General features: G+C 62.1%; 16 protein-coding genes. 7 read left to right on the top strand and 9 right to left on the bottom strand.

Translation table 11 applies throughout. The features are described 5' to 3' along the window. Positions 1–38: 38 nt before the first annotated feature. On the bottom strand, positions 39–1,136 hold the full coding sequence (locus QRO91_RS01335) for a hypothetical protein (protein ID WP_032954695.1): 1,098 nt from the start codon (positions 1,134–1,136) through the stop codon (positions 39–41). A 298-nt stretch (positions 1,137–1,434) separates the two neighbouring features. Here QRO91_RS01335 and QRO91_RS01330 point away from each other — a divergent pair, with 298 nt between their 5' ends. From QRO91_RS01330 to QRO91_RS01320, 3 genes are all read left to right on the top strand, one after another. Further along, entirely contained in the window at positions 1,435–1,803 is a 369-nt protein-coding gene (locus QRO91_RS01330; protein WP_005420854.1) for an H-NS family nucleoid-associated regulatory protein, read from the top strand. Positions 1,804–2,090: 287 nt separating this feature from the next. Further along, on the top strand, positions 2,091–3,206 hold the full coding sequence (locus tag QRO91_RS01325; protein WP_005420855.1) for a serine hydrolase: 1,116 nt from the start codon (positions 2,091–2,093) through the stop codon (positions 3,204–3,206). A gap of 169 nt (positions 3,207–3,375) precedes the next feature. Continuing rightward, a complete protein-coding gene (locus QRO91_RS01320; RefSeq protein WP_285310198.1) occupies positions 3,376–4,548 on the top strand; it encodes a serine hydrolase in 1,173 nt (390 codons plus the stop codon). 118 nt (positions 4,549–4,666) lie between these two features. On the opposite strand, the gene chrA is transcribed toward QRO91_RS01320, so the two are convergent. Genes chrA through arsH form a run of 3 tightly spaced genes read right to left on the bottom strand, consistent with a single transcriptional unit; the run spans position 4,667 to position 7,080 of the window. Then, positions 4,667–5,869, bottom strand: coding sequence for a chromate efflux transporter (gene chrA / locus QRO91_RS01315; protein ID WP_005420859.1), 1,203 nt, complete (start codon positions 5,867–5,869; stop codon positions 4,667–4,669). A gap of 54 nt (positions 5,870–5,923) precedes the next feature. Next, complete coding sequence (arsC, locus tag QRO91_RS01310; RefSeq protein WP_005420861.1) at positions 5,924–6,343, bottom strand: arsenate reductase (glutaredoxin); 420 nt, start codon at positions 6,341–6,343, stop codon at positions 5,924–5,926. Next, positions 6,340–7,080: an arsenical resistance protein ArsH gene (gene arsH / locus QRO91_RS01305; protein ID WP_031269347.1), complete on the bottom strand. Its 741-nt coding sequence runs from the start codon at positions 7,078–7,080 to the stop codon at positions 6,340–6,342. The genes arsC and arsH overlap by 4 nt, the downstream gene beginning before the upstream one ends. Before the next feature lie 39 nt (positions 7,081–7,119). Here arsH and QRO91_RS01300 point away from each other — a divergent pair, with 39 nt between their 5' ends. Genes QRO91_RS01300 through QRO91_RS01285 form a run of 4 tightly spaced genes read left to right on the top strand, consistent with a single transcriptional unit; the run spans position 7,120 to position 10,149 of the window. Continuing rightward, positions 7,120–7,434, top strand: a complete 315-nt coding sequence (locus QRO91_RS01300; RefSeq protein ID WP_005420865.1) for a helix-turn-helix transcriptional regulator — start codon at positions 7,120–7,122, stop codon at positions 7,432–7,434. A 25-nt stretch (positions 7,435–7,459) separates the two neighbouring features. Beyond that, complete coding sequence (locus tag QRO91_RS01295; RefSeq protein ID WP_032954697.1) at positions 7,460–7,951, top strand: arsenate reductase ArsC; 492 nt, start codon at positions 7,460–7,462, stop codon at positions 7,949–7,951. A gap of 20 nt (positions 7,952–7,971) precedes the next feature. Next, complete coding sequence (gene arsB / locus QRO91_RS01290) at positions 7,972–9,030, top strand: ACR3 family arsenite efflux transporter (protein WP_005420869.1); 1,059 nt, start codon at positions 7,972–7,974, stop codon at positions 9,028–9,030. A gap of 33 nt (positions 9,031–9,063) precedes the next feature. After that, entirely contained in the window at positions 9,064–10,149 is a 1,086-nt protein-coding gene (locus QRO91_RS01285; RefSeq protein ID WP_021202115.1) for an ArsO family NAD(P)H-dependent flavin-containing monooxygenase, read from the top strand. Here the strand turns inward: QRO91_RS01285 and QRO91_RS01280 are convergent. The 5 genes from QRO91_RS01280 to QRO91_RS01260 form a co-directional block, all read right to left on the bottom strand. Continuing rightward, positions 10,110–10,643 (bottom strand): arsenate reductase ArsC, encoded by a 534-nt coding sequence (locus QRO91_RS01280; protein WP_072167338.1) that lies wholly within the window; start codon positions 10,641–10,643, stop codon positions 10,110–10,112. The two genes, QRO91_RS01285 and QRO91_RS01280, sit on opposite strands and share 40 nt — an antisense overlap. A 111-nt stretch (positions 10,644–10,754) precedes the next feature. Next, entirely contained in the window at positions 10,755–12,233 is a 1,479-nt protein-coding gene (locus tag QRO91_RS01275) for a SulP family inorganic anion transporter (RefSeq protein ID WP_005420874.1), read from the bottom strand. Between the two features lie 458 nt (positions 12,234–12,691). Then, positions 12,692–15,118 carry an AAA family ATPase gene (locus QRO91_RS01270; protein ID WP_005420876.1) on the bottom strand — a complete coding sequence of 809 codons (2,427 nt, stop codon included), beginning with the start codon at positions 15,116–15,118 and terminating at the stop codon, positions 12,692–12,694. Then, entirely contained in the window at positions 15,115–15,687 is a 573-nt protein-coding gene (locus tag QRO91_RS01265; protein ID WP_005420877.1) for a hypothetical protein, read from the bottom strand. Before QRO91_RS01265 ends, QRO91_RS01270 begins: the two co-directional genes overlap by 4 nt. Further along, positions 15,684–17,396 (bottom strand): SIR2 family protein, encoded by a 1,713-nt coding sequence (locus QRO91_RS01260; protein ID WP_005420879.1) that lies wholly within the window; start codon positions 17,394–17,396, stop codon positions 15,684–15,686. The genes QRO91_RS01265 and QRO91_RS01260 overlap by 4 nt, the downstream gene beginning before the upstream one ends. Positions 17,397–17,610: the final 214 nt, after the last annotated feature.

Genomic DNA, 17,610 nt, shown 5'->3' with positions numbered 1-17,610 from the left:
TTGTTGGGTGAAGAAGCCTCCGGCTTGCGCGAGGCCGATCAGAAGTAGAAGCCGATGTTGAAGTTCAGCCGTGAATGCCAGCGGGAAGGTCCTCCCTCGTCGATGCCGATACCATCACCACCGGCAAACCACATGTTGCGGCCAGCGATCCAGTCGACATAGGTGAGCATGATGCCTTTCTGCAGGCTGCAACCGGTCACGTTCTGCCACGAATCACGAAGGCCCGCGCGGTGCCCGACCGGGCGGGTCATGCTGAGGTTGTTATAGCAGGTGATGTCATCCAGCCAGCCCTTCTGGCCGAACGAATAGGCGATGTTGGCGCTTGGCACATCCGCCTGCGCTGCAACCTGGAAGGGGAATTGGAACGCCGACATTGCGATGCGATCTCCGGGCACGTCATACCGGTACCGCGCCCACTGCAACTGCGCGGTCCAACCATCGCGCTGCCACTGTGCATGGAGGGCCGCGCCCTGATGACCGTAGTGACGCCGTGTCTGAGTGTTCTGCACCTTGCCAGCAAACGCTGATGCGCCCAGCAACAGCTCGCCGCCGCCCCAGGCGCGCGCACTCTCCACGCGTGCATGCAGTCGTTGCCGCTCGCGATACGGCAACGCCTCGGTCTGCGCGACATCAAAGGAGTAGCGATCATAGCGAGCCCCGGACCCGTATTCGTCTCCGGAGAACCAGCCGAGATGCCAGGTCGTGCTGCCGGTGCGGTGAATCACTACAAGGCCCGGATCGTAATCATCCTCAATGCCCAAGTAGTAGCCGGAGCCGAACCAGAAGCTCTGCGATACGGTAGGGAGCAGCCCGAACGGGATCTGCTGGATACCTGCCTTCAGCTGGGTAGCATCGGAGAACTGCCAGCCCGCGTACGCGTGATGCACGGCGTCGAAGCCATCATACCAGCGGTACTGGGCAGAAAAGGAGAACGGTCCGGTTCCAGCGTCAAGGTCTGCACGCAGCAGTTCAAGCTGCAGGCGGCTGGACGGCCCGTAGTCGAGCCAGCCATAGTTGAACCTGACGGCGCCTCCTGGATCAAAGTAAGGATCTCTATGGAGGTTATCCTCAGAAGCATCTGCAGCCAGCGAAGTTCCCGCCAACGCGGCAGCGACAATGAAGGGAATTGATCTCACGGTTATGCGCCTTGCCTCCCTGATCTGCTACGGAAAGCGCTTGAGTCTAACGTCGATTCATCCAATGCCTCAAACTGGCGATCTCAAAGAACTCTTGGCGACGCCATAGCAATCACTCACGGCGCGTCTTTAGTCCTCAGGTCCATATGCCACGTGAAAATCATGTGCAGTGAGAGAGTAGCTAACACGATCCACTTTTTAGTAGTCGACCCTGAGATTGAGCGACTCATAGTGGACATGGAGTGACACGCAATGTCATTTGAGCATAGGCTAGGGCCTCGACACCGGGGAAGAATTCATGACTATTGATATCAGCGGCCTTACGGCCAAGGAACTTCGCTCACTGATTGCTCAGGCGGAGAAGCAGCAGTCCAAAGTGCTGTCACGCCCTAAGGCCACAGCGATGCGCGCCAAGATCAATAAGTACGTCAAGGATCATGGCTACACGATAGAGGAACTGTACGGCGCTTCAGTGATCGTGCCCTCCGAAACCGCCAAGAAGCGAGGTGATCGGAGGTCTGCCAAATCGACAGTGCCCAAGATCGCTCCCAAGTACCGTAATCCTGCAGTGCGCGGCCAGACGTGGTCCGGTCGAGGGCGGCAACCGCGATGGATAGCCGAGCTGGTAGCAAGCGGAAAATCACTGAATGACTTCCTGATCAAGTAGTGATAGCGGGGCAGCCGTACACCGTTACCGCAGCAGGTCCTGAGAATCATTAGTCATCAGATCGAACAGGATGCTGGTGCGCGGAATACCCTGCCAGGTAGGCGATCAAAGATTTCAGCTAGTCGCAGTTGATGTGACAGCGGGCGAACAGCAGGCGCTCCACCTTATTGTGAGCATGACTCTTTGCACTGTCGTGCCCGGGTGCCTGGGCCTAAGGTTGCCGGCCGGCATCGGTTCCGTCGGCACTCGCCAATCCATTTTCCAGACGACCTGGCCCAGGGAAATCTATGCTGCCTGCACTCTTGCGCACCGCCTTGCTGACCGTTGCCCTGTCGGCATGGCTTCCAGCCCAGGCGCTTGCGGCCGGTTCTCTTAAGGCAGCCAACAGCAAGGCCAGGGCCTTCATCCAGCAGGCCATGCAGGAGCACCGGATTCCGGGCCTCCAGTTGGCAGTGGTGCAATATGGGAAAGTAGTGCTGCTGGAGAACTACGGGTTCGCCAATGTCGAGAACCGGGTGCCTGTTACCGGCAAGACGCTGTTTCCGATCAACTCGGCCACCAAGTCGTTCACCGGCGTAGCCATGATGCAACTGGTCCAGGACGGACGGGTGGACCTGGACGCCCCCTTGTCACGCTATTTGGACGATGTGCCCGCGACCTGGCGTGGGGTGCGGATCCGGCAGCTGCTGGGGCATACATCAGGCCTTCCGGAGATCATCGACTCGCAGGGGGCCTTTGGCGGTGCGACGGAGCCGGAGGCATGGAGCGCGGTCGAGGCTCGGCCTCTGGAGGTATCGCCAGGCGAACAGTTTTCGTACAACCAGACCAACTACGGCCTGCTGTCGCGGATCATCGTCAAGTTGAGCGGGCAACCGTACGAGCGATTCGTGACGCAGCGACAGTTCGATGTGGCGGGCATGCCCTCCACCACGTTCGGTGACAGCTATGACCTGGTTGCCGGAGCCGCCACGATCTACAGCGTGTCGCCGCGGGGCTCGCTGGCACCGGACGACGGTGCGCGCCTGTCGCATTGGATTTATGAAATGCCCTACAGCCTGTGGGCGGGTGGCGGAATCCAGACGACGGCCGAAGAGCTGTCGCGCTGGATCATTGCGCTGTCGCAGGACCAGTTGATCGATGATGCACATGTCCAGCGCATGTGGCAGCCAGAGCCACTGAACAGCGGGGCGAAAAGCGATTGGGCCTTAGGCTGGCCGGTGTTGAAGGCTGATCGCCCGCGCCAGGTCGCAGGCATTGGCGGCGCCCGCGCGGCATTCGTCGTCTACCCGGACGAAGACTTGGCCGTGATCGTGCTGACCAATCTTGCCGGTGCGAACCCGCAGCGGTTTGTTCGACGCATCGGCGAGTTCTACCAGTCGCGGGCGAACGACTCCACCCATTGATGCCGACGAAGCCCCGGGACGACGTGTGCTTTCGACCCGAAGCGGACGTCCACACGCACGCCTTCTGGCTGGCGCCAGCGGCGGCCGCCGCGAGAACAGGGACAGGTGTGCGGCCCTCGGTGTTCGGCTATCTTGAGAGTTCTTGCCACAACCCTTCAAGCACAGACGCATGCAAGCGATTTCGAGGATTGTTCAAAACGGGCGGTGGCTCAACTACTTCGTATTGTCCGTTGTGCTCTTGGCTGCCGGCTGCAAGGGCGAGCATGTGCCGGCAAAGGATCTCGGGGCGGACCTCGATGAGGTGGCCGCAACACTGATACAGCAGCCGTTGCTCCACTCAACCTCGATCGCAGTCGTATATCGGGGCCAGGAATTCATCCGTCATCGCGGCAACATGGAAGCCGGCAGGCTGAGCCCTCCGACCGACGTGACCCTCTACGAAATCGGTTCGTTGAGCAAGACCATGGCAGGGACCCTGATGGCCAACGCCGTCCTGGAGCGCAGGCTGGGGCTGGACGACGATGTCCGGAAGTATCTGCACGGCGATTATCCGAACCTGCAGTACAAGGGCGACCCCATCCGCATCCGTCACCTGCTGTCGCATACGAGCGGTCTTCCGAACATGTTGCCGGAACGCGCGAACACGGTGCTCGCGGACTTCACCGATCAGCGTACGCCTCGTGAACTCAATGCTATTTACGCCGGCTATGGCAAGGCGGATTTCTTCAGGGACCTGCATGCCGTCGAGATTCACCAAGTGCCCGGAAAGGATTATGCCTACTCCAGTGCTGGAACCCAACTGGCGGCGCATATTCTGGAGACGGTTTACAAGAGCGACTATGAGTCGCTGTTACGCGAATTCTTTCGCGATTCCGCGGCAATGGCGGACCTCAGAATCAGGCTGGGCGATGCTGAGGCGCCCCGGCTTGCGGTCGGCTACCACGGTGACAACGCGGTACCGACCTCGCCCATGCCGGAGTTGCCTTGGGGAGCATCGGGGAACGTAAAGGCGACCGTTCAGGAAATGGTGAAGTACCTCAAGTTCCAGCTGGCCGGCGGGCCCGTCGTGACGGAATCGCACCGTACTCTCGTCGAATTCGATTCCGAGTTCAGCATCGGCTATTTCTGGAACATCGTCGGCGGCGACCGCTTGAAGGGCACCTACTATGCCCATCATGGTGGTGTGCCCCGCTCGCAGTGCTATATCTACATCATGCCGAAGTATGACCTTGGCATTTTCGTCATCACCAACCAGAGCGGCGACAAGACTGCCCACGCCATGGAGGCGGCGATCAATACACTGGTCGAGAGAATCGCCGCGCGAGAAAATATCTCTAGCTAGGGCCTGTCACGGTCGCGTCCTGCGAATCGACTTGACCGAGGGATTGTGAATGACCGCTGCTGGCCAGAAGCAGACGTTATGTTGTGCTGCAGAGGCGCGCCTGATTGACCTGGCGGCGTTACCGTGGCAGGGCCCAGGTCGTCATGGCAGCCAGCAACACAACCAGGATCGGCGGTGTACGCGCGAGGGCCAGTAGCCCGAACGCAACCAGCGCCATCGCTGCATCCCATCGGTCATGGATCGCACTCGTCCACACCGGGTCGTACAACGCAGCCAGCAGGATCCCAACCACCCCGGTGTTGACGCCAGCAATCGAAGCTTGCAAAGCCTTTCGGTGGCGCAGGGCCTCCCAGAACGGCAGCGCCCCCACGAGCACAAGAAAGGCTGGCAGGAAAATGACTGCCAATAGCACAAGGCCTCCAAGCCAGCCACCCAGCGGTCCCTCGGCCAGGGCTCCCAAGTACGCCGCAAAAGTGAAGAGAGGGCCTGGCACCGCCTGCGCCGCACCGTACCCAGCGAGCAGATCCGCGGTGGTCACCGTGCCACTTTGGACAACCCCAGTCTGCAGCAACGGCAGTACGACATGGCCGCCGCCAAAGACCAAAGCACCAGCACGGTACGTACCCTCCAACAGCACAGCCAACGGGGAGCCACTAGCTACCACCCACACAGGCAGCAGAACAAGCGGCAGCACCAACAGCATCAGCGCTACCGTGCCCGTTCTTCGCGAGACGGGATAGCTGCAAGCTAAATGGCGCTGGGCAGGCTCGATTTTCAGCGCCCAGCGACCGAGCAGGCCGCTGCAGATGATCACCACCATCTGGCCGAAGACCGAGGGTAGTGCCAGCGTCAATACGGCGGCGACGAGCGCCATCCCTGCCCTCAGACGGTCCGGGCATAGGGTCCGGGCCATTCCCCATACCGCCTGAGCCACCACGGCAACTGCAACGATCTTCAGGCCATGCAGCCAACCGGATTCGAGGATGCCTTGGTATCGAGCAACGCCAAATGCGAACAGGATCATCAGTACGGCCGATGGCAGGGTAAAACCTGCCCAGGCGGCTAGCAGGCCAAGCCAGCCGGCGCGAGCCAAGCCCAGCGCCATCCCAACCTGGCTGCTGGCTGGGCCTGGCAGGAACTGGCACAAGGCCACCAGATCCGAGTAGCTACGGTCCGTCAGCCACCGGCGGCGCTCGACAAACTCGAGGCGGAAGTAGCTCAGATGGGCGATCGGGCCGCCGAACGAGGTCAGTCCCAGTCGTAGGAACACCATGAAGACACGCCACGCACTTTCGCTTTTTGCGGGATGGAGCGTCGGCATGAGGCAGGATCTCCTGTTGTTCTCAAAGGCGGCCAGCCCGGCCCAGCACCCAGACTAGGTCGCCGGGCTTCCCCTGTGCTCGGCCACCAACTCTCCATCTTCCTTCCGGAATGGTCCGGGAAGCTTCGGCAGGATATCCAGCACCAGTTCGGAAGGCCGGCACAGGCGCGTGCCATTATCGGTTTGCACGAAAGGACGATTGATGAGTATTGGGTGCGCCAGCATGGCATCAAGCAACGCGTCGTCGCTCAGTGCCGCATCGCCCAATGCTAGCTCGTCATAAGGAGTGCCCTTCTGCCGGATGGCGTCGCGCACGCTCAAGCCCGCGGCCCTGATGAGGTCGACCAGGCGCGCGCGGCTTGGCGGGTGGGCCAGGTAGTCGATCACTTCCGGCTCGATCCCGGCGAAGCGGATCATCGCCAGAGTGTTGCGCGAGGTGCCGCACTTGGGGTTGTGGTAGATGACCGCGTTCACGCACTTTCCTCCTCGTTAAAAACAGTTTCCACCACCCCTGCAGCGGCCGCCAGCGCCGCCGCCTCGATGGCCCCCTTGCGCTCGCTGTAACGGTCCACCAGGTAGTCGCTGCGCCCACGCACCAGCAGGGTGAACTTGACCAGTTCCTCCATGACGTCCACCACGCGATCGTAGTACGCCGAAGGCTTCATTCGACCTTCGTCGTCGAACTCCTGCCAGGCCTTGGCGACCGAGGACTGGTTGGGGATCGTCACCATCCGCATCCACCGGCCGAGCACACGCAGCGCGTTGACGACGTTGAACGACTGCGAACCGCCGCAGACCTGCATCACGGCCAGCGTGCGGCCTTGGGTGGGGCGCACGCTGCCCTCTTCCAGTGGCAGCCAGTCGATCTGGTTCTTGAATACCGCGGTAAGGGTGCCATGGCGTTCCGGGCTGACCCACACGTGGCCCTCCGACCACAGCGAGGCCTGGCGCAGCTCCTGCACCTTTGGGTGGGTGGCTGGCACCGAGTCAAGCATCGGCAGCTCGTGTGGATCGAACAGGCGGGTTTCCGCCCCGAGCTTTTCCAGCAGCCGCTGCGCCTCCAGCGCCAGCTTGCGGCTGAACGACTGAGGCCGCAGCGAGCCGTACAGGATCAGGATGCGCGGGCGGTGCGGCCGCGCGGCCGGGTCGTTGAGCTTGGTGGCCGTCGGGATGTCTAAGGCACCTGGGACCACGTTGGGGATCTGCTGCACGGGGTTGTCCTGCGATATCGATTCCATTATTCTAGAATTATGGAACATAACACTGCAACCCACGCTCTTGCTGCCCTGGGCCACGCCACCCGCCTGTCGATCTTCCGCCTGCTGGTACAGGCCGGCAGCGGCGGCAAGCTGGCCGGTGACATTGCCCAGACGCTCTGCTTGCCTGGCGCCACGCTCTCCTTCCACCTGAAGGAACTGCTGGCTGCGGGACTGATCAGCGCCGAGCAACGTGGCCGGACCATCTGCTACCGGGCCGAGTTCGTGGCAATGAACGAGCTGGTGGCCTACCTCACTGAAAACTGCTGTGCCGACGAACAGGCCTGTGAACGCCCCGCAGGCTGCTGACCAACCCACCTTAGAGATCGCTCAGATGACCCGTCGCGTCCTGTTCTTGTGTACCGGTAATTCCGCTCGCAGTGTGTTGGCCGAATCGACCCTGAAAAAGTGGGGCCAAGACCGCTACGAGTCCTTCAGCGCCGGCAGCCAGCCGGCCGGCCGTGTCAACCCGTTTGCCATTGCTCAGTTGCAGCGCGAGGGTTTCCCGGTGGACGGCCTTCGCAGCAAGTCGTGGGACGAGTTCGCCGAAGCGGATGCCGCGCCGATGGATCTGATCGTCACCGTCTGCGACAGCGCGGCGGTCGAGGCATGCCCGGTAGTGTTCGGCGACTTTGTACGGGTGCACTGGGGCCTGTTCGATCCGGCCGGCGTTGAAGGCTCGGACGGAGAGAAAGCCGAAGCCTTTGATCGCGCGCACCAGATCATCAAGGCGCGCCTGAGGGCCTTCCTGGAGATCTCCGACAGCGCCTGGGATGACTGCGAGGCCCTCAAGGCCCGGCTCGACCCGATCGCACAGATCAACTGACCGTCCTTCCGGAAATCCCCATGACCACTGATACCTCCCGCCTGTCCTTCCTGGACCGGTATCTCACGCTCTGGATCTTCGCCGCCATGGCGCTCGGCGTTGGTATGGGGGCGTTGTTCGAGGGTGTGCCCAGCGCGTTGAACAGCCTCTCCATAGGGTCGACCAACATCCCGATCGCGATTGGTCTGATCCTGATGATGTATCCGCCGCTGGCCAAGGTGAAGTACGAGGAACTGCCGCGGGTCTTCGCCGACAAACGGGTACTGATGCTCTCGCTGCTGCAGAACTGGATCGTCGGTCCGTTCCTGATGTTCGGCCTGGCCGTGCTGTTCCTGCGCGATTACCCCGAGTACATGACCGGCCTGATCCTGATCGGGCTGGCACGCTGCATCGCCATGGTGCTGGTCTGGAATCAGCTTGCCCGCGGTGACGGCCAGTACGTCGCTGGGCTGGTGGCATTCAACTCGATCTTCCAGATTGCGCTGTTCAGCGTCTACGCGTGGTTCTTCCTGTCTTGGTTGCCGCCGGTGTTCGGTCTGCAGGGCAGCGTCATCGATGTCAGTTTCTGGACCATCGCCGAGGCTGTTCTGATCTACCTTGGTATCCCGTTCCTGGCGGGCTTCCTCACCCGCCGATGGTTGAAGGCGCGCAAGGGCGTGCAATGGTATGAAGAGACGTTCCTGCCCGCCATCAGCCCGGTAACCCTCGCCGCACTGCTGTTTACCATCGTGGCGATGTTCAGCCTGAAGGGCGGCGATGTGCTGAGGATTCCGATGGACGCGGTACGCATCGCGATCCCGCTGACGTTGTACTTCATCATCCAGTTCGTCATCAGTTTCTTCATGGGCAAGCTGATCGCCAAAGACTACCCCCGCACCACCGCGATCGCGTTCACCGCAGCAGGCAACAACTTCGAACTGGCCATCGCCGTGGCGATCGCGGCGTTCGGGCTGGCTTCCCCGGTAGCCTTCGCGGCTGTTATCGGCCCGCTGGTGGAAGTGCCCGTGCTGATTCTGCTGGTCCACGTCGCCCTGCGCCTGGGCAAAAGCTACTTTCCTGCCGATGCACGGAGCCGCTGAACCGCCTAGGTGCTGCAGCATGAGGAAGTCCCGATGGAAAGCGTCGATGTCGTGGTGATCGGAGGTGGCCAGGCGGGTCTTTCGGCTGGCTACTTTCTGCGTCGCAGCGGGCTGTCCTATGTGATTCTTGATGCCGAAACGTCACCTGGCGGGGCGTGGCAGCATGCGTGGAAATCCCTGCATCTGTTCTCGCCGGCGGGCTGGAGCTCGATTCCCGGTTGGCCGATGCCTGCTACCCGGGAACCGTACCCGTCGCAGGCGGAAGTGCTCGACTACCTCGCGCGCTACGAGCATAAGTATGCGCTGCCTGTCATCCGTCCCGTGCAGGTGAAACGCATCAGCCGCTCGGGGAGCCGGCTGCGGGTGGAAGCAGATGACGGCCGGCAGTGGCAGACACGTGCAGTGATCAGCGCCACGGGTACGTGGCGGCATCCCTGCACGCCCGGATATGAAGGTCTGGACGCTTTCGGCGGCGTGCAGCTGCACTCGGCCCACTACAGCCATCCCGAACCCTTCGCCGGAATGCGCGTGGCCATCATCGGCAGCGGCAACTCAGGCGCACAGATTCTGGCCGAGGTCTCCAAGGTGGCCAAGACCACGTGGATCACCCAGCGGGAGCCAGCCTTCCTGGCCGACGATGTCGACGGGCGCGTTCTGTTCGCACGCGCAACCGAGAAGTGGAGGGCTCAGCAGGAAGGACGCGAGCCGGATATTCAGCGGGATGGTTTTGGCGACATCGTGATGGTGCCGCCGGTGGTGGACGCACGGCGCCGCGGTGTACTGGTCTCCATGCCGCCACCCGTCCGTTTCACCGCCACCGGCATGCAGTGGGCAGATGGCAGCGAACGCAACTTCGACGCGATGATCTGGTGCACCGGCTTCCGGCCGGTATTGTCGCACCTGGAAGGACTGGGCATTGTCAACGCTCGTGGTCGGATCGACGTGGATGACACCCAGGTTCGGTCGGTCGCAGCGCCATCGGTTTGGCTGCTTGGCTATGGCGACTGGAATGGCGCAGCATCGGCCACGCTGATCGGGGTGACCCGATACGCGCGCGAGGCAGTAAGGCAGATCAGCGACTACATCGGGGAGGCTTCTCCGGTGTTATCTGGCGCGTGAGCCTCGGCGCCATTGCCCAGCGCCCGCACCTGCGATTGCAGGGCCATGCGGTCCAGCGCTTCAGGCTTAAGCGCCAACAGCAATCCGAGACGGTGCTGGAGCTGGTGAAGCGTGCTCAGGAACGCCTTATGGACCTGATCAGCACTGCCCTGCACTGCGGCCGGGTCGGGGATGCCCCAGTGGGCGGTAGCCGGGTGGCCTGGCCACACGGGACACGCTTCACCCGCGGCACGATCGCACACCGTTACGATGAGATCCATCTGCGGTGCTTCCGGACCTGCGAATGCATCCCACGGCTTGCTCGACAGCCCGGCAACGTCGAAGCCAATCTCCGAGAGCACCTGCAGGGCCACCGGATGAACTACGCCCTTGGGATGACTGCCCGCACTGTAAGCGCGGATACGTTCGCGCCCTAAATGGCTGGCCAGTGCCTCGGCAAGAATGCTGCGCGCCGAGTTGCCTGTGCAAAGGAACAGAACATTCAGGGGACGCATGTCATCGCAACCATTTATCTAGAATAATCGAAGTATTGCCTTGCCATATGTCAACTCGATGACTGCCGAAAAGGAAGCGGGCACCCCTCGGTGCCCGCTTCGCTCATCTGTTCAATGGCCCGACGACCGTGTGGCGCCTGGCGTACGATGCTTTCCCAAGCGGTCTACCAAGGTCTCACTTGCATCGTTGAGACCGAACACCTCAACGGTCGCGCCGTGCTCGCGCAGCTTCATCACTACCCGGTCGAGCGCATCAACGGCGGTCACGTCCCAGAAGTGGGCGTCCTTCAGATCGATGATGACCTCCTTGGGGACATCCAGATAGCTGAAGCTACTCACGAACTGTCCAGAAGACGCAAAGAACACCTGCCCCTTCACAACGTAGACGCGCGAGTCGGTCTCGACCTGGGTGTCGTCGATGATCAGCATCTTGCCGACCTTGCGGGTGAAGAACACCGCCGACAGGATCACGCCTGTCAACACGCCTTTGGCGAGGTCGTGGGTAGCCACGGTCACGATGACCGTGCCAATCATCACGACCGAAGAGCTCTTGGGATGAATGGCCAGCTCGCGCAGCGAGCGCCAGCTGAAGGTGCCGATGCTGACCATGATCATCACTGCGACCAGTGCGGCCATTGGAATCTGACTCACCAGGTTTGACCCATAAACAACCAGAAGGAGCAAAACCACGCCGGCCACAAGGCACGAGAGACGGCCCCGGCCACCGGAAGTGATGTTGATCACCGACTGGCCGATCATTGCACAGCCTGCCATGCCCCCAAAGAAGCCCGTTACGGTGTTAGCCAAGCCTTGGCCCGCACATTCGCGATTCTTCTGGCTCGGGGTATCGGTCATGTCTTCGACGATCTGCGCGGTCATCAGCGATTCCAACAAGCCAACGACCGCCAAAGTCGCCGAAACCGGCAGCAGGATCTGGAGTGTTTCCCAGGTGAATGGCACATCCGGAATCAGGAACGACGGCAGGCTGTCAGGCAGCGCCCCCATGTCGCCTACGGTGCGTACCTGGAAGCCGAAATACATGGAAGCGGCCGTGAGAACCACGATCGCCACCAATGCCGAAGGAACGGCTTTGGTCAGCAGCGGCAGCAGGTAGATGATTGCCAGACCCACAGCACAGATCGCATACACCATCCACGGCATGCCGATGAGCTCGGGAAGCTGCGCCATGAAAATGAGAATCGCCAGTGCATTCACAAATCCGGTCACCACCGAGCGCGACACAAAGCGCATCAGCGAGCCCAACCGCAGGGCGCCGGCCAGCATCTGCAGGACGCCGGCCAGGATGGTGGCGGCAAACAGATACTGAATGCCGTGCTCGCGCACCAGCGTGACCATCACCAACGCCATGGCGCCGGTCGCAGCCGAGATCATGCCAGGGCGGCCACCGGCGATGGCGGTGATGACGGCGATGCAGAACGAGGCATACAAACCTACCTTTGGGTCGACGCCGGCGATGATGGAAAACGCGATTGCCTCAGGAATCAGGGCTAGCGCAACGACAATGCCCGACAGCAGGTCACCACGGATGTTACCGAGCCATTGCTGGCGCAGGGGATAAATTGCAGACATAGAAAATGATCTCCGCGCACAGCCGTGCGCGCCAAACGAAAGAAACAGGCACCCTTCCAGACCTATGTGTCTGGATCGCTTCTTCAATCAAGCGTCAGGGTGGAGTCATCGCTAGCCGATCCGTTAGGTATTTGACGGTCTATTGTAGACCGGCATGGCGCCTGAGGGGAAACCCGCCATCGCGGTCGCCTCGGTGCACTCTCAAGGGTAGCTTCCCAGATCCCAAGATCATTTCGCAGGCGAAGTCGACAAGCTGGTAGGCAGTTGATCAGATTGAATTGAGCTCTGACCGAATCGCCAAAGAAGAGGTGGACATTCGCCGCGGGGCCTATGTCCGCTATCGGCCAGGAGCGGACATTTTTCCTTAGCCCAGACTCGTGCTCATACCCGGCCATATCTACCCCGTCATTCAGTGGAAGGGAGACCATGCGTTTCAGAAGATCCTCACTAACTGCCTATTAGGCAGCAATCGCCGTATCTTGATGCCAGACGACCGGGTTGTAGTCCATCAGCGTCGCCCCGTCGGCGCCCCTGCTCAGCTCGATCGTAATGAGGCGGTCGGACTGGAACGCCGGCGCGAGCTCCAAGGCAAGGTAGTCGAACAATTGCTTCTCGTGCACGGCGATGATGACTTGGCGGCCATGCTCCTTCGACAGCGTTCTGAGCAGCGCGGCGAACTGGGCAATATGCACTTCGTCCATGCTTTGCACCGGATCGTCGATCACGAGCCACGGCAATAGCGGTTCGACGGATAGGTGCAGGGATAGAAATAGAGTCAACGCGGCGGTATTCAGGTTTCCTGCGCTCAGCATGGCACGGGGGTTGCCGCCCTTTCCGCCTGATCGATACAGCGTCTCAAGCACCGCCTCCACGGCACCAGTGGGGTTGCTCGGCAGCGCGAACGCAGGAACAAACGGTTCTTCCGGCGCAAGGCGCACGAACAGGTCTCGCCAAATCGAATTCAGCGAATCATTGAAGACCCTGCGGACAATGTCCGTCCGCGTGTCACGCGCCCGCTTCGCGAGCTCCCGTGCGTCCAATATCTGCTTCTCTGCCTTGTCTTTCTTCGTCGTCAGGTCGCCGATCCGACCTTCGAGAGTCCGGATGTCGTTCCTCAAGGAATCGTGGCGCCCACGCAGCGACTCGAGTTCCCGCAGCTGCGAGATCGCATTGCGCCGTGCCTGCAAGCGTTTCTCCAGTTCAACGTTTCGTGCCGCGATGTCCGCGGCCAAGCGCCCAACCGCTTCGACCACACCCTCGTTGTCCCCTGGACCCGCCGTGGCCAAGGTCTGCGCCAGACCACCTAGAGTTTCGCGTATCGACTCGCCTTGGAAATCACGCGATTGCAGGGCGACAAGGTCACGGTTCGCGGCGACGTTTTCCTCGGTCAACCTTTGTCCTGTGTGCGCGATTTCCTTCAATCCCGCGAGCACCTGGGAGAGTTCCGTCAGCTGCGCCAACCGTGTTTTCGCATTGTCGCGCACAGTCGAATCCAGTCGCTGGCTCGATAGCGTCTCACGCTGCCGCTGAGCCTCAGTCAAGGCCGCAATGGTTTGGGCGCGCTCGCGGGAAAGCGCCTGCAGGTGGCTGGCATGCCCACTGAGCTCGCTGACGCGCTCGGTCAGGTGCGCGCGCAGGTCGACCGCCGACACTTCGGCGAAGTCCCGCGCGCATACGGGGCAGTCGTTCGAGTGCACGTGCGGCAGGATCTCGCTCAGAGCCTTGGCGAGCTGACCGGCATTCTGTGTGTGTTCGGCAATCTGCTGTTCCAGGACGGCGCTGCGGGCTTGCGCGCGTTCGATCTCCTGATCGAGGCCGGCGAGCTTGGCGTCATCGGCGGCGGACCGCGCCAGCAACGCCGCAAGGCGTCCACGCTCGGCTTCGATGCTGCGCGCCACCGCCTCATGTTGGGCCGCAGGCCCGCTTTCGGCGCCGAGTTGCCGGTCAGGAAATAGCGCGGCGGCCTTCCCGATCGTCTGCTCCAGCCGCTGTCCGTCTTCAATCTCCCATGCTTCGAATGCGGAAGCCGCGTCCGCAGCCCTGACTTCTGCCTCGCCTCGCGCATGAACCGTGCCGTCCGCCATGGCGGTCCATTGCTGCTCGACGGCTCCGAGGCTACGACGCAATCCCGCCAGGCGTTGCAGCTCCCCCTCTTCGGACGTGCCACCGAGACGCTTCCTGAGCACAGCGAAGTCGGTCAGGTCTCCGGGCTCGATCGCGAGCAAGCCCAGCGCTTCGGCGACCGTCGCCATCGCCGTCGACTCGGCATCCGCAATCGCGGCGAGGTCAAGCTGCAGGCGTTCCAAGTCTCTGGAAAGCGCCGGGATGTTCTCCCTGGCTTCCCAGAACGCGGGCACCGTCGTACGCAGGCGGCGCACGTCGCCGGCATCGTGCAAGCCGTCGATCAATGCGTCCAGATGATCCAGACCTAGCAGATCCTTGACGAACTTGGTCAGCCTCGAATCGGATTTGCGGGCATCCTTGTCTTCATAGAGCTCCAACAGGCGCCCCAGCGTCGCCTGCGCCAGGAAGCAGCGTTCGCTGTAGAAACGAGACATCGTCCCGCCCAACAACGGAGCTCCGGCGATTGCCGTGCGGGACACCCGCAAGTCGGCATTTGCGCGAGATAGCGCCAGTCCATCGACATTGAGCTGGATGCGGCTTTCTGTGGCCTCCTTGTGCACCATATGCCCGATGTATTCCGGATCGACCCGAGCCAGAGATGGCACTTCTCCGGTCAAGCCCAGTTCGATCGCCGAAAGCAGGCTGGTTTTCCCCGCGCCGTTCTGGCCATGTATCAGCACCACGGGCGCATCGAGCGGCACGCTGAGGGAGCCGCGGATGCTGCGGAAGTCCGTCACGCTGATCGACGTGAGTCGGGTCATAGTGCTCCGTCCCCTTCACCGAGAGTCTTCTTGAGGATGTCGTGCAGCTTCGTCTGCACCGCGTCCGCACCCTGCGCAGCCACGTCGATCAATCCGCGAATCTGCGCGTCGATATCACTGGACACCGCTTGCACGGAAGCCAGCGGATCGACTACATCCTGGCTCGGCTGGGGCAGCGTGAGCGGCAGCAGGACCGCCAGCCAGTTCCTCAACGCGACGGCCGGATCCTGGTCGACTTGCGTGCCAACGGGCAGCACCCGCCCGACCTTGGTCATCGCGTCGATCACCTCGGCTTCCGGCCTTGGACCGGCAAGCACGACCGTGACCGGCCGTTTGGATCGCAGCACGTCGAGCGCCCTGCCGACGCCCTCGACCTTGCGCTGGATGCGCGCGGCAGCCTCGAACGCCGTGTCCGCGACGAGGATCAGATCGGCGGATCTGTCGGCGCCGACGAAAACCGCGGGGAAGTCGAACCCCAGTCCCGCCATCTTCAGGGGACCCGACAGCCGTCGATACCCGGCCGCCTCGAGGATGTCGCTGATGCGTTCCACTGGCGTGGTCGCGGTCATATCACAACTGCCTCACGGAATCGTTGCATAAGGTCGCCGGAGTCCGCCGCCTCCACCAGCAGATCGGCCACGCTGACTTCGCGCGGCGCGCGCTTGCCCGTTCGGCCCGGTGCTGCACGTGGTGAACGCGGCATCACCGCGGCGATCTCGGCGCCATGCAGCAGGATCGCGTCGGCCGCGACGTGCCCGTTGTGCTGGAGCTTCAGCGCGACATGGCTGTTCGCCGCAAACAATACGTTGGTGGCGCCCAGCGCCGATTCGATTGCAAGAACGCCCGAACCGGGGTCATCGACGTCGGTGCCGCCCAAGGCCCAGTGGCCGTCGCGCACACCCATGCCGAGGATACCAATCGCAACGGCGAGTTCGCGTAGACCCGACGCCGGGATCGCGGCGTTGCCATCGATGCGGTGCAGAGGAACATCGGTCAACGGGTGATACACCCGCGGCGTGTTCCCCACGTTGCCATCGCGATAGAGACTGATTAACCGGCTCGAGCCATCCACAAAAGCCCTGACAAACCCCAGCCTGTCGCCGTTTGCTTCATCGGCTACGAGATTGCGCAATTGCACGATCCCGGCACAAAGCTCGGCACGATCGGCACCGCTCAACGCGGTGGGCGCGATTTCCACTAGCTTGCACAGCTTCGCCGACAACACGTGAAGCACCAGCGCAACGAGCAACGGATTGGCATAGGCCCGGATCAGCGCACCGTCGGTGACCTGCTGCCGGTTGCCGGGATTGAGGCTCGCCCGGTAGACGTTTTGCAGCATGCCATGCTGGTCCGCGCCAACCCGATCTCCCGAAAAGACGATGCTAGGCCGATCGCCAGGCCACGCCCACGGGGAGTGGTTTTGTGCGGCAGCAAACAACGCCTGGATGTTCGCGTCCTGTGCGGACAACCCCATCATCAGCGTAGGCTTGCTGATGATGATGCCGACCAGCTTGTTCACGAGCGCATGGTGCTCCGCGTGCGCGGCCCACCCATTGATCTGGGAGGCGCGGCCAATCAGGAATGGTCGATAGTGTGCCTCGTCCTGAACTGCCAGCGGCGCGCAGCCATGGAACTTGTAGAGCCATGCCCTCTGCGCGGGCTCCTGCAGGTTCTCGCGGCGGACACAGACGACGAGGCACGGTTGGCCGCCCGTCAGTTCGTCGGCCGCCTTTTCGATGAGTCCATCCCAGTTGGCCGTCGCGAGTTCCGTCACCGCGCCTTCCAGCACCAGCAAGGCCACGCACAGATGCTCCACGTCCGGTTCCGTCGCCGGATTGGCGTACGTCGCGGCGACGTCGACGCCGTCCCAGAGCAGGTAGTCCTCGGCTTCGTCCGCCACCTGCACGTCCAGCAGGCGCGCATAGTTGTTGATAAGCCTGTCGGTGATAGCGTTGGCATCGGGCCAGTCAGCAAACGCAACGGTGAAATCGACGCGGGCGCGCTCGTCCGCGGAGAGCGGAGCCAAGTCAAGCGCGTTGTCGATCGCGATCCTGAAGCGACAGTCGTCCCGTGTCGGATCGCTCCGCGCGCGGAGAAACTCCAGGACGCGGGGAATCACTTGTCGCAGGCCTTCCACGCGACCGAAGGAGATGCCTGATCCGAGCCAGAACGCGTACCGGCTTTCGGCTATGCCATTCGCGACTGTTAGGAACGGACCATCGAGCAGCGCGAGCGTCTGCCTAACGGATATCGTACTGGCATCAAGATTGGCCGCCATGACTATCGATGCTTCCCCTGAGTACAACGTGTCATCCGCACCGCCCCCCCACACCAACGTGCCTGCCGAACCGCCTGACCAGCATGGTGCCCCCCCCAACTTACTCCGGCAGCTGACTATAAACCAGTCATGGTGGCCCGCATTGCCCCCCCAATCTCCTAGCCTTACTTCGGAACTAAGGCTACAAAGCCGGCGTGGGAGGAATGTCTGCTTA

The organism is Stenotrophomonas maltophilia group sp. Smal32 (assembly GCF_030237085.1).
GTDB lineage: Bacteria > Pseudomonadota > Gammaproteobacteria > Xanthomonadales > Xanthomonadaceae > Stenotrophomonas > Stenotrophomonas maltophilia_Q.
This window is presented reverse-complemented; position numbering and strand designations above follow the sequence as displayed.

What these genes read in the sequence shown, in the direction of transcription:
- QRO91_RS01270 (WP_005420876.1), bottom strand. Translation starts at nt 15,118, where the DNA reads ATGACCCGACTCACGTCGATCAGCGTGACGGACTTCCGCAGCATCCGC.
- chrA (WP_005420859.1), bottom strand. Translation starts at nt 5,869, where the DNA reads ATGCCGACGCTCCATCCCGCAAAAAGCGAAAGTGCGTGGCGTGTCTTC.
- QRO91_RS01295 (WP_032954697.1), top strand. Translation starts at nt 7,460, where the DNA reads ATGACCCGTCGCGTCCTGTTCTTGTGTACCGGTAATTCCGCTCGCAGT.
- QRO91_RS01260 (WP_005420879.1), bottom strand. Translation starts at nt 17,396, where the DNA reads ATGGCGGCCAATCTTGATGCCAGTACGATATCCGTTAGGCAGACGCTC.
- QRO91_RS01300 (WP_005420865.1), top strand. Translation starts at nt 7,120, where the DNA reads ATGGAACATAACACTGCAACCCACGCTCTTGCTGCCCTGGGCCACGCC.
- arsB (WP_005420869.1), top strand. Translation starts at nt 7,972, where the DNA reads ATGACCACTGATACCTCCCGCCTGTCCTTCCTGGACCGGTATCTCACG.
- QRO91_RS01285 (WP_021202115.1), top strand. Translation starts at nt 9,064, where the DNA reads ATGGAAAGCGTCGATGTCGTGGTGATCGGAGGTGGCCAGGCGGGTCTT.
- QRO91_RS01280 (WP_072167338.1), bottom strand. Translation starts at nt 10,643, where the DNA reads ATGCGTCCCCTGAATGTTCTGTTCCTTTGCACAGGCAACTCGGCGCGC.
- QRO91_RS01265 (WP_005420877.1), bottom strand. Translation starts at nt 15,687, where the DNA reads ATGACCGCGACCACGCCAGTGGAACGCATCAGCGACATCCTCGAGGCG.
- QRO91_RS01320 (WP_285310198.1), top strand. Translation starts at nt 3,376, where the DNA reads ATGCAAGCGATTTCGAGGATTGTTCAAAACGGGCGGTGGCTCAACTAC.
- QRO91_RS01325 (WP_005420855.1), top strand. Translation starts at nt 2,091, where the DNA reads ATGCTGCCTGCACTCTTGCGCACCGCCTTGCTGACCGTTGCCCTGTCG.
- QRO91_RS01330 (WP_005420854.1), top strand. Translation starts at nt 1,435, where the DNA reads ATGACTATTGATATCAGCGGCCTTACGGCCAAGGAACTTCGCTCACTG.
- QRO91_RS01275 (WP_005420874.1), bottom strand. Translation starts at nt 12,233, where the DNA reads ATGTCTGCAATTTATCCCCTGCGCCAGCAATGGCTCGGTAACATCCGT.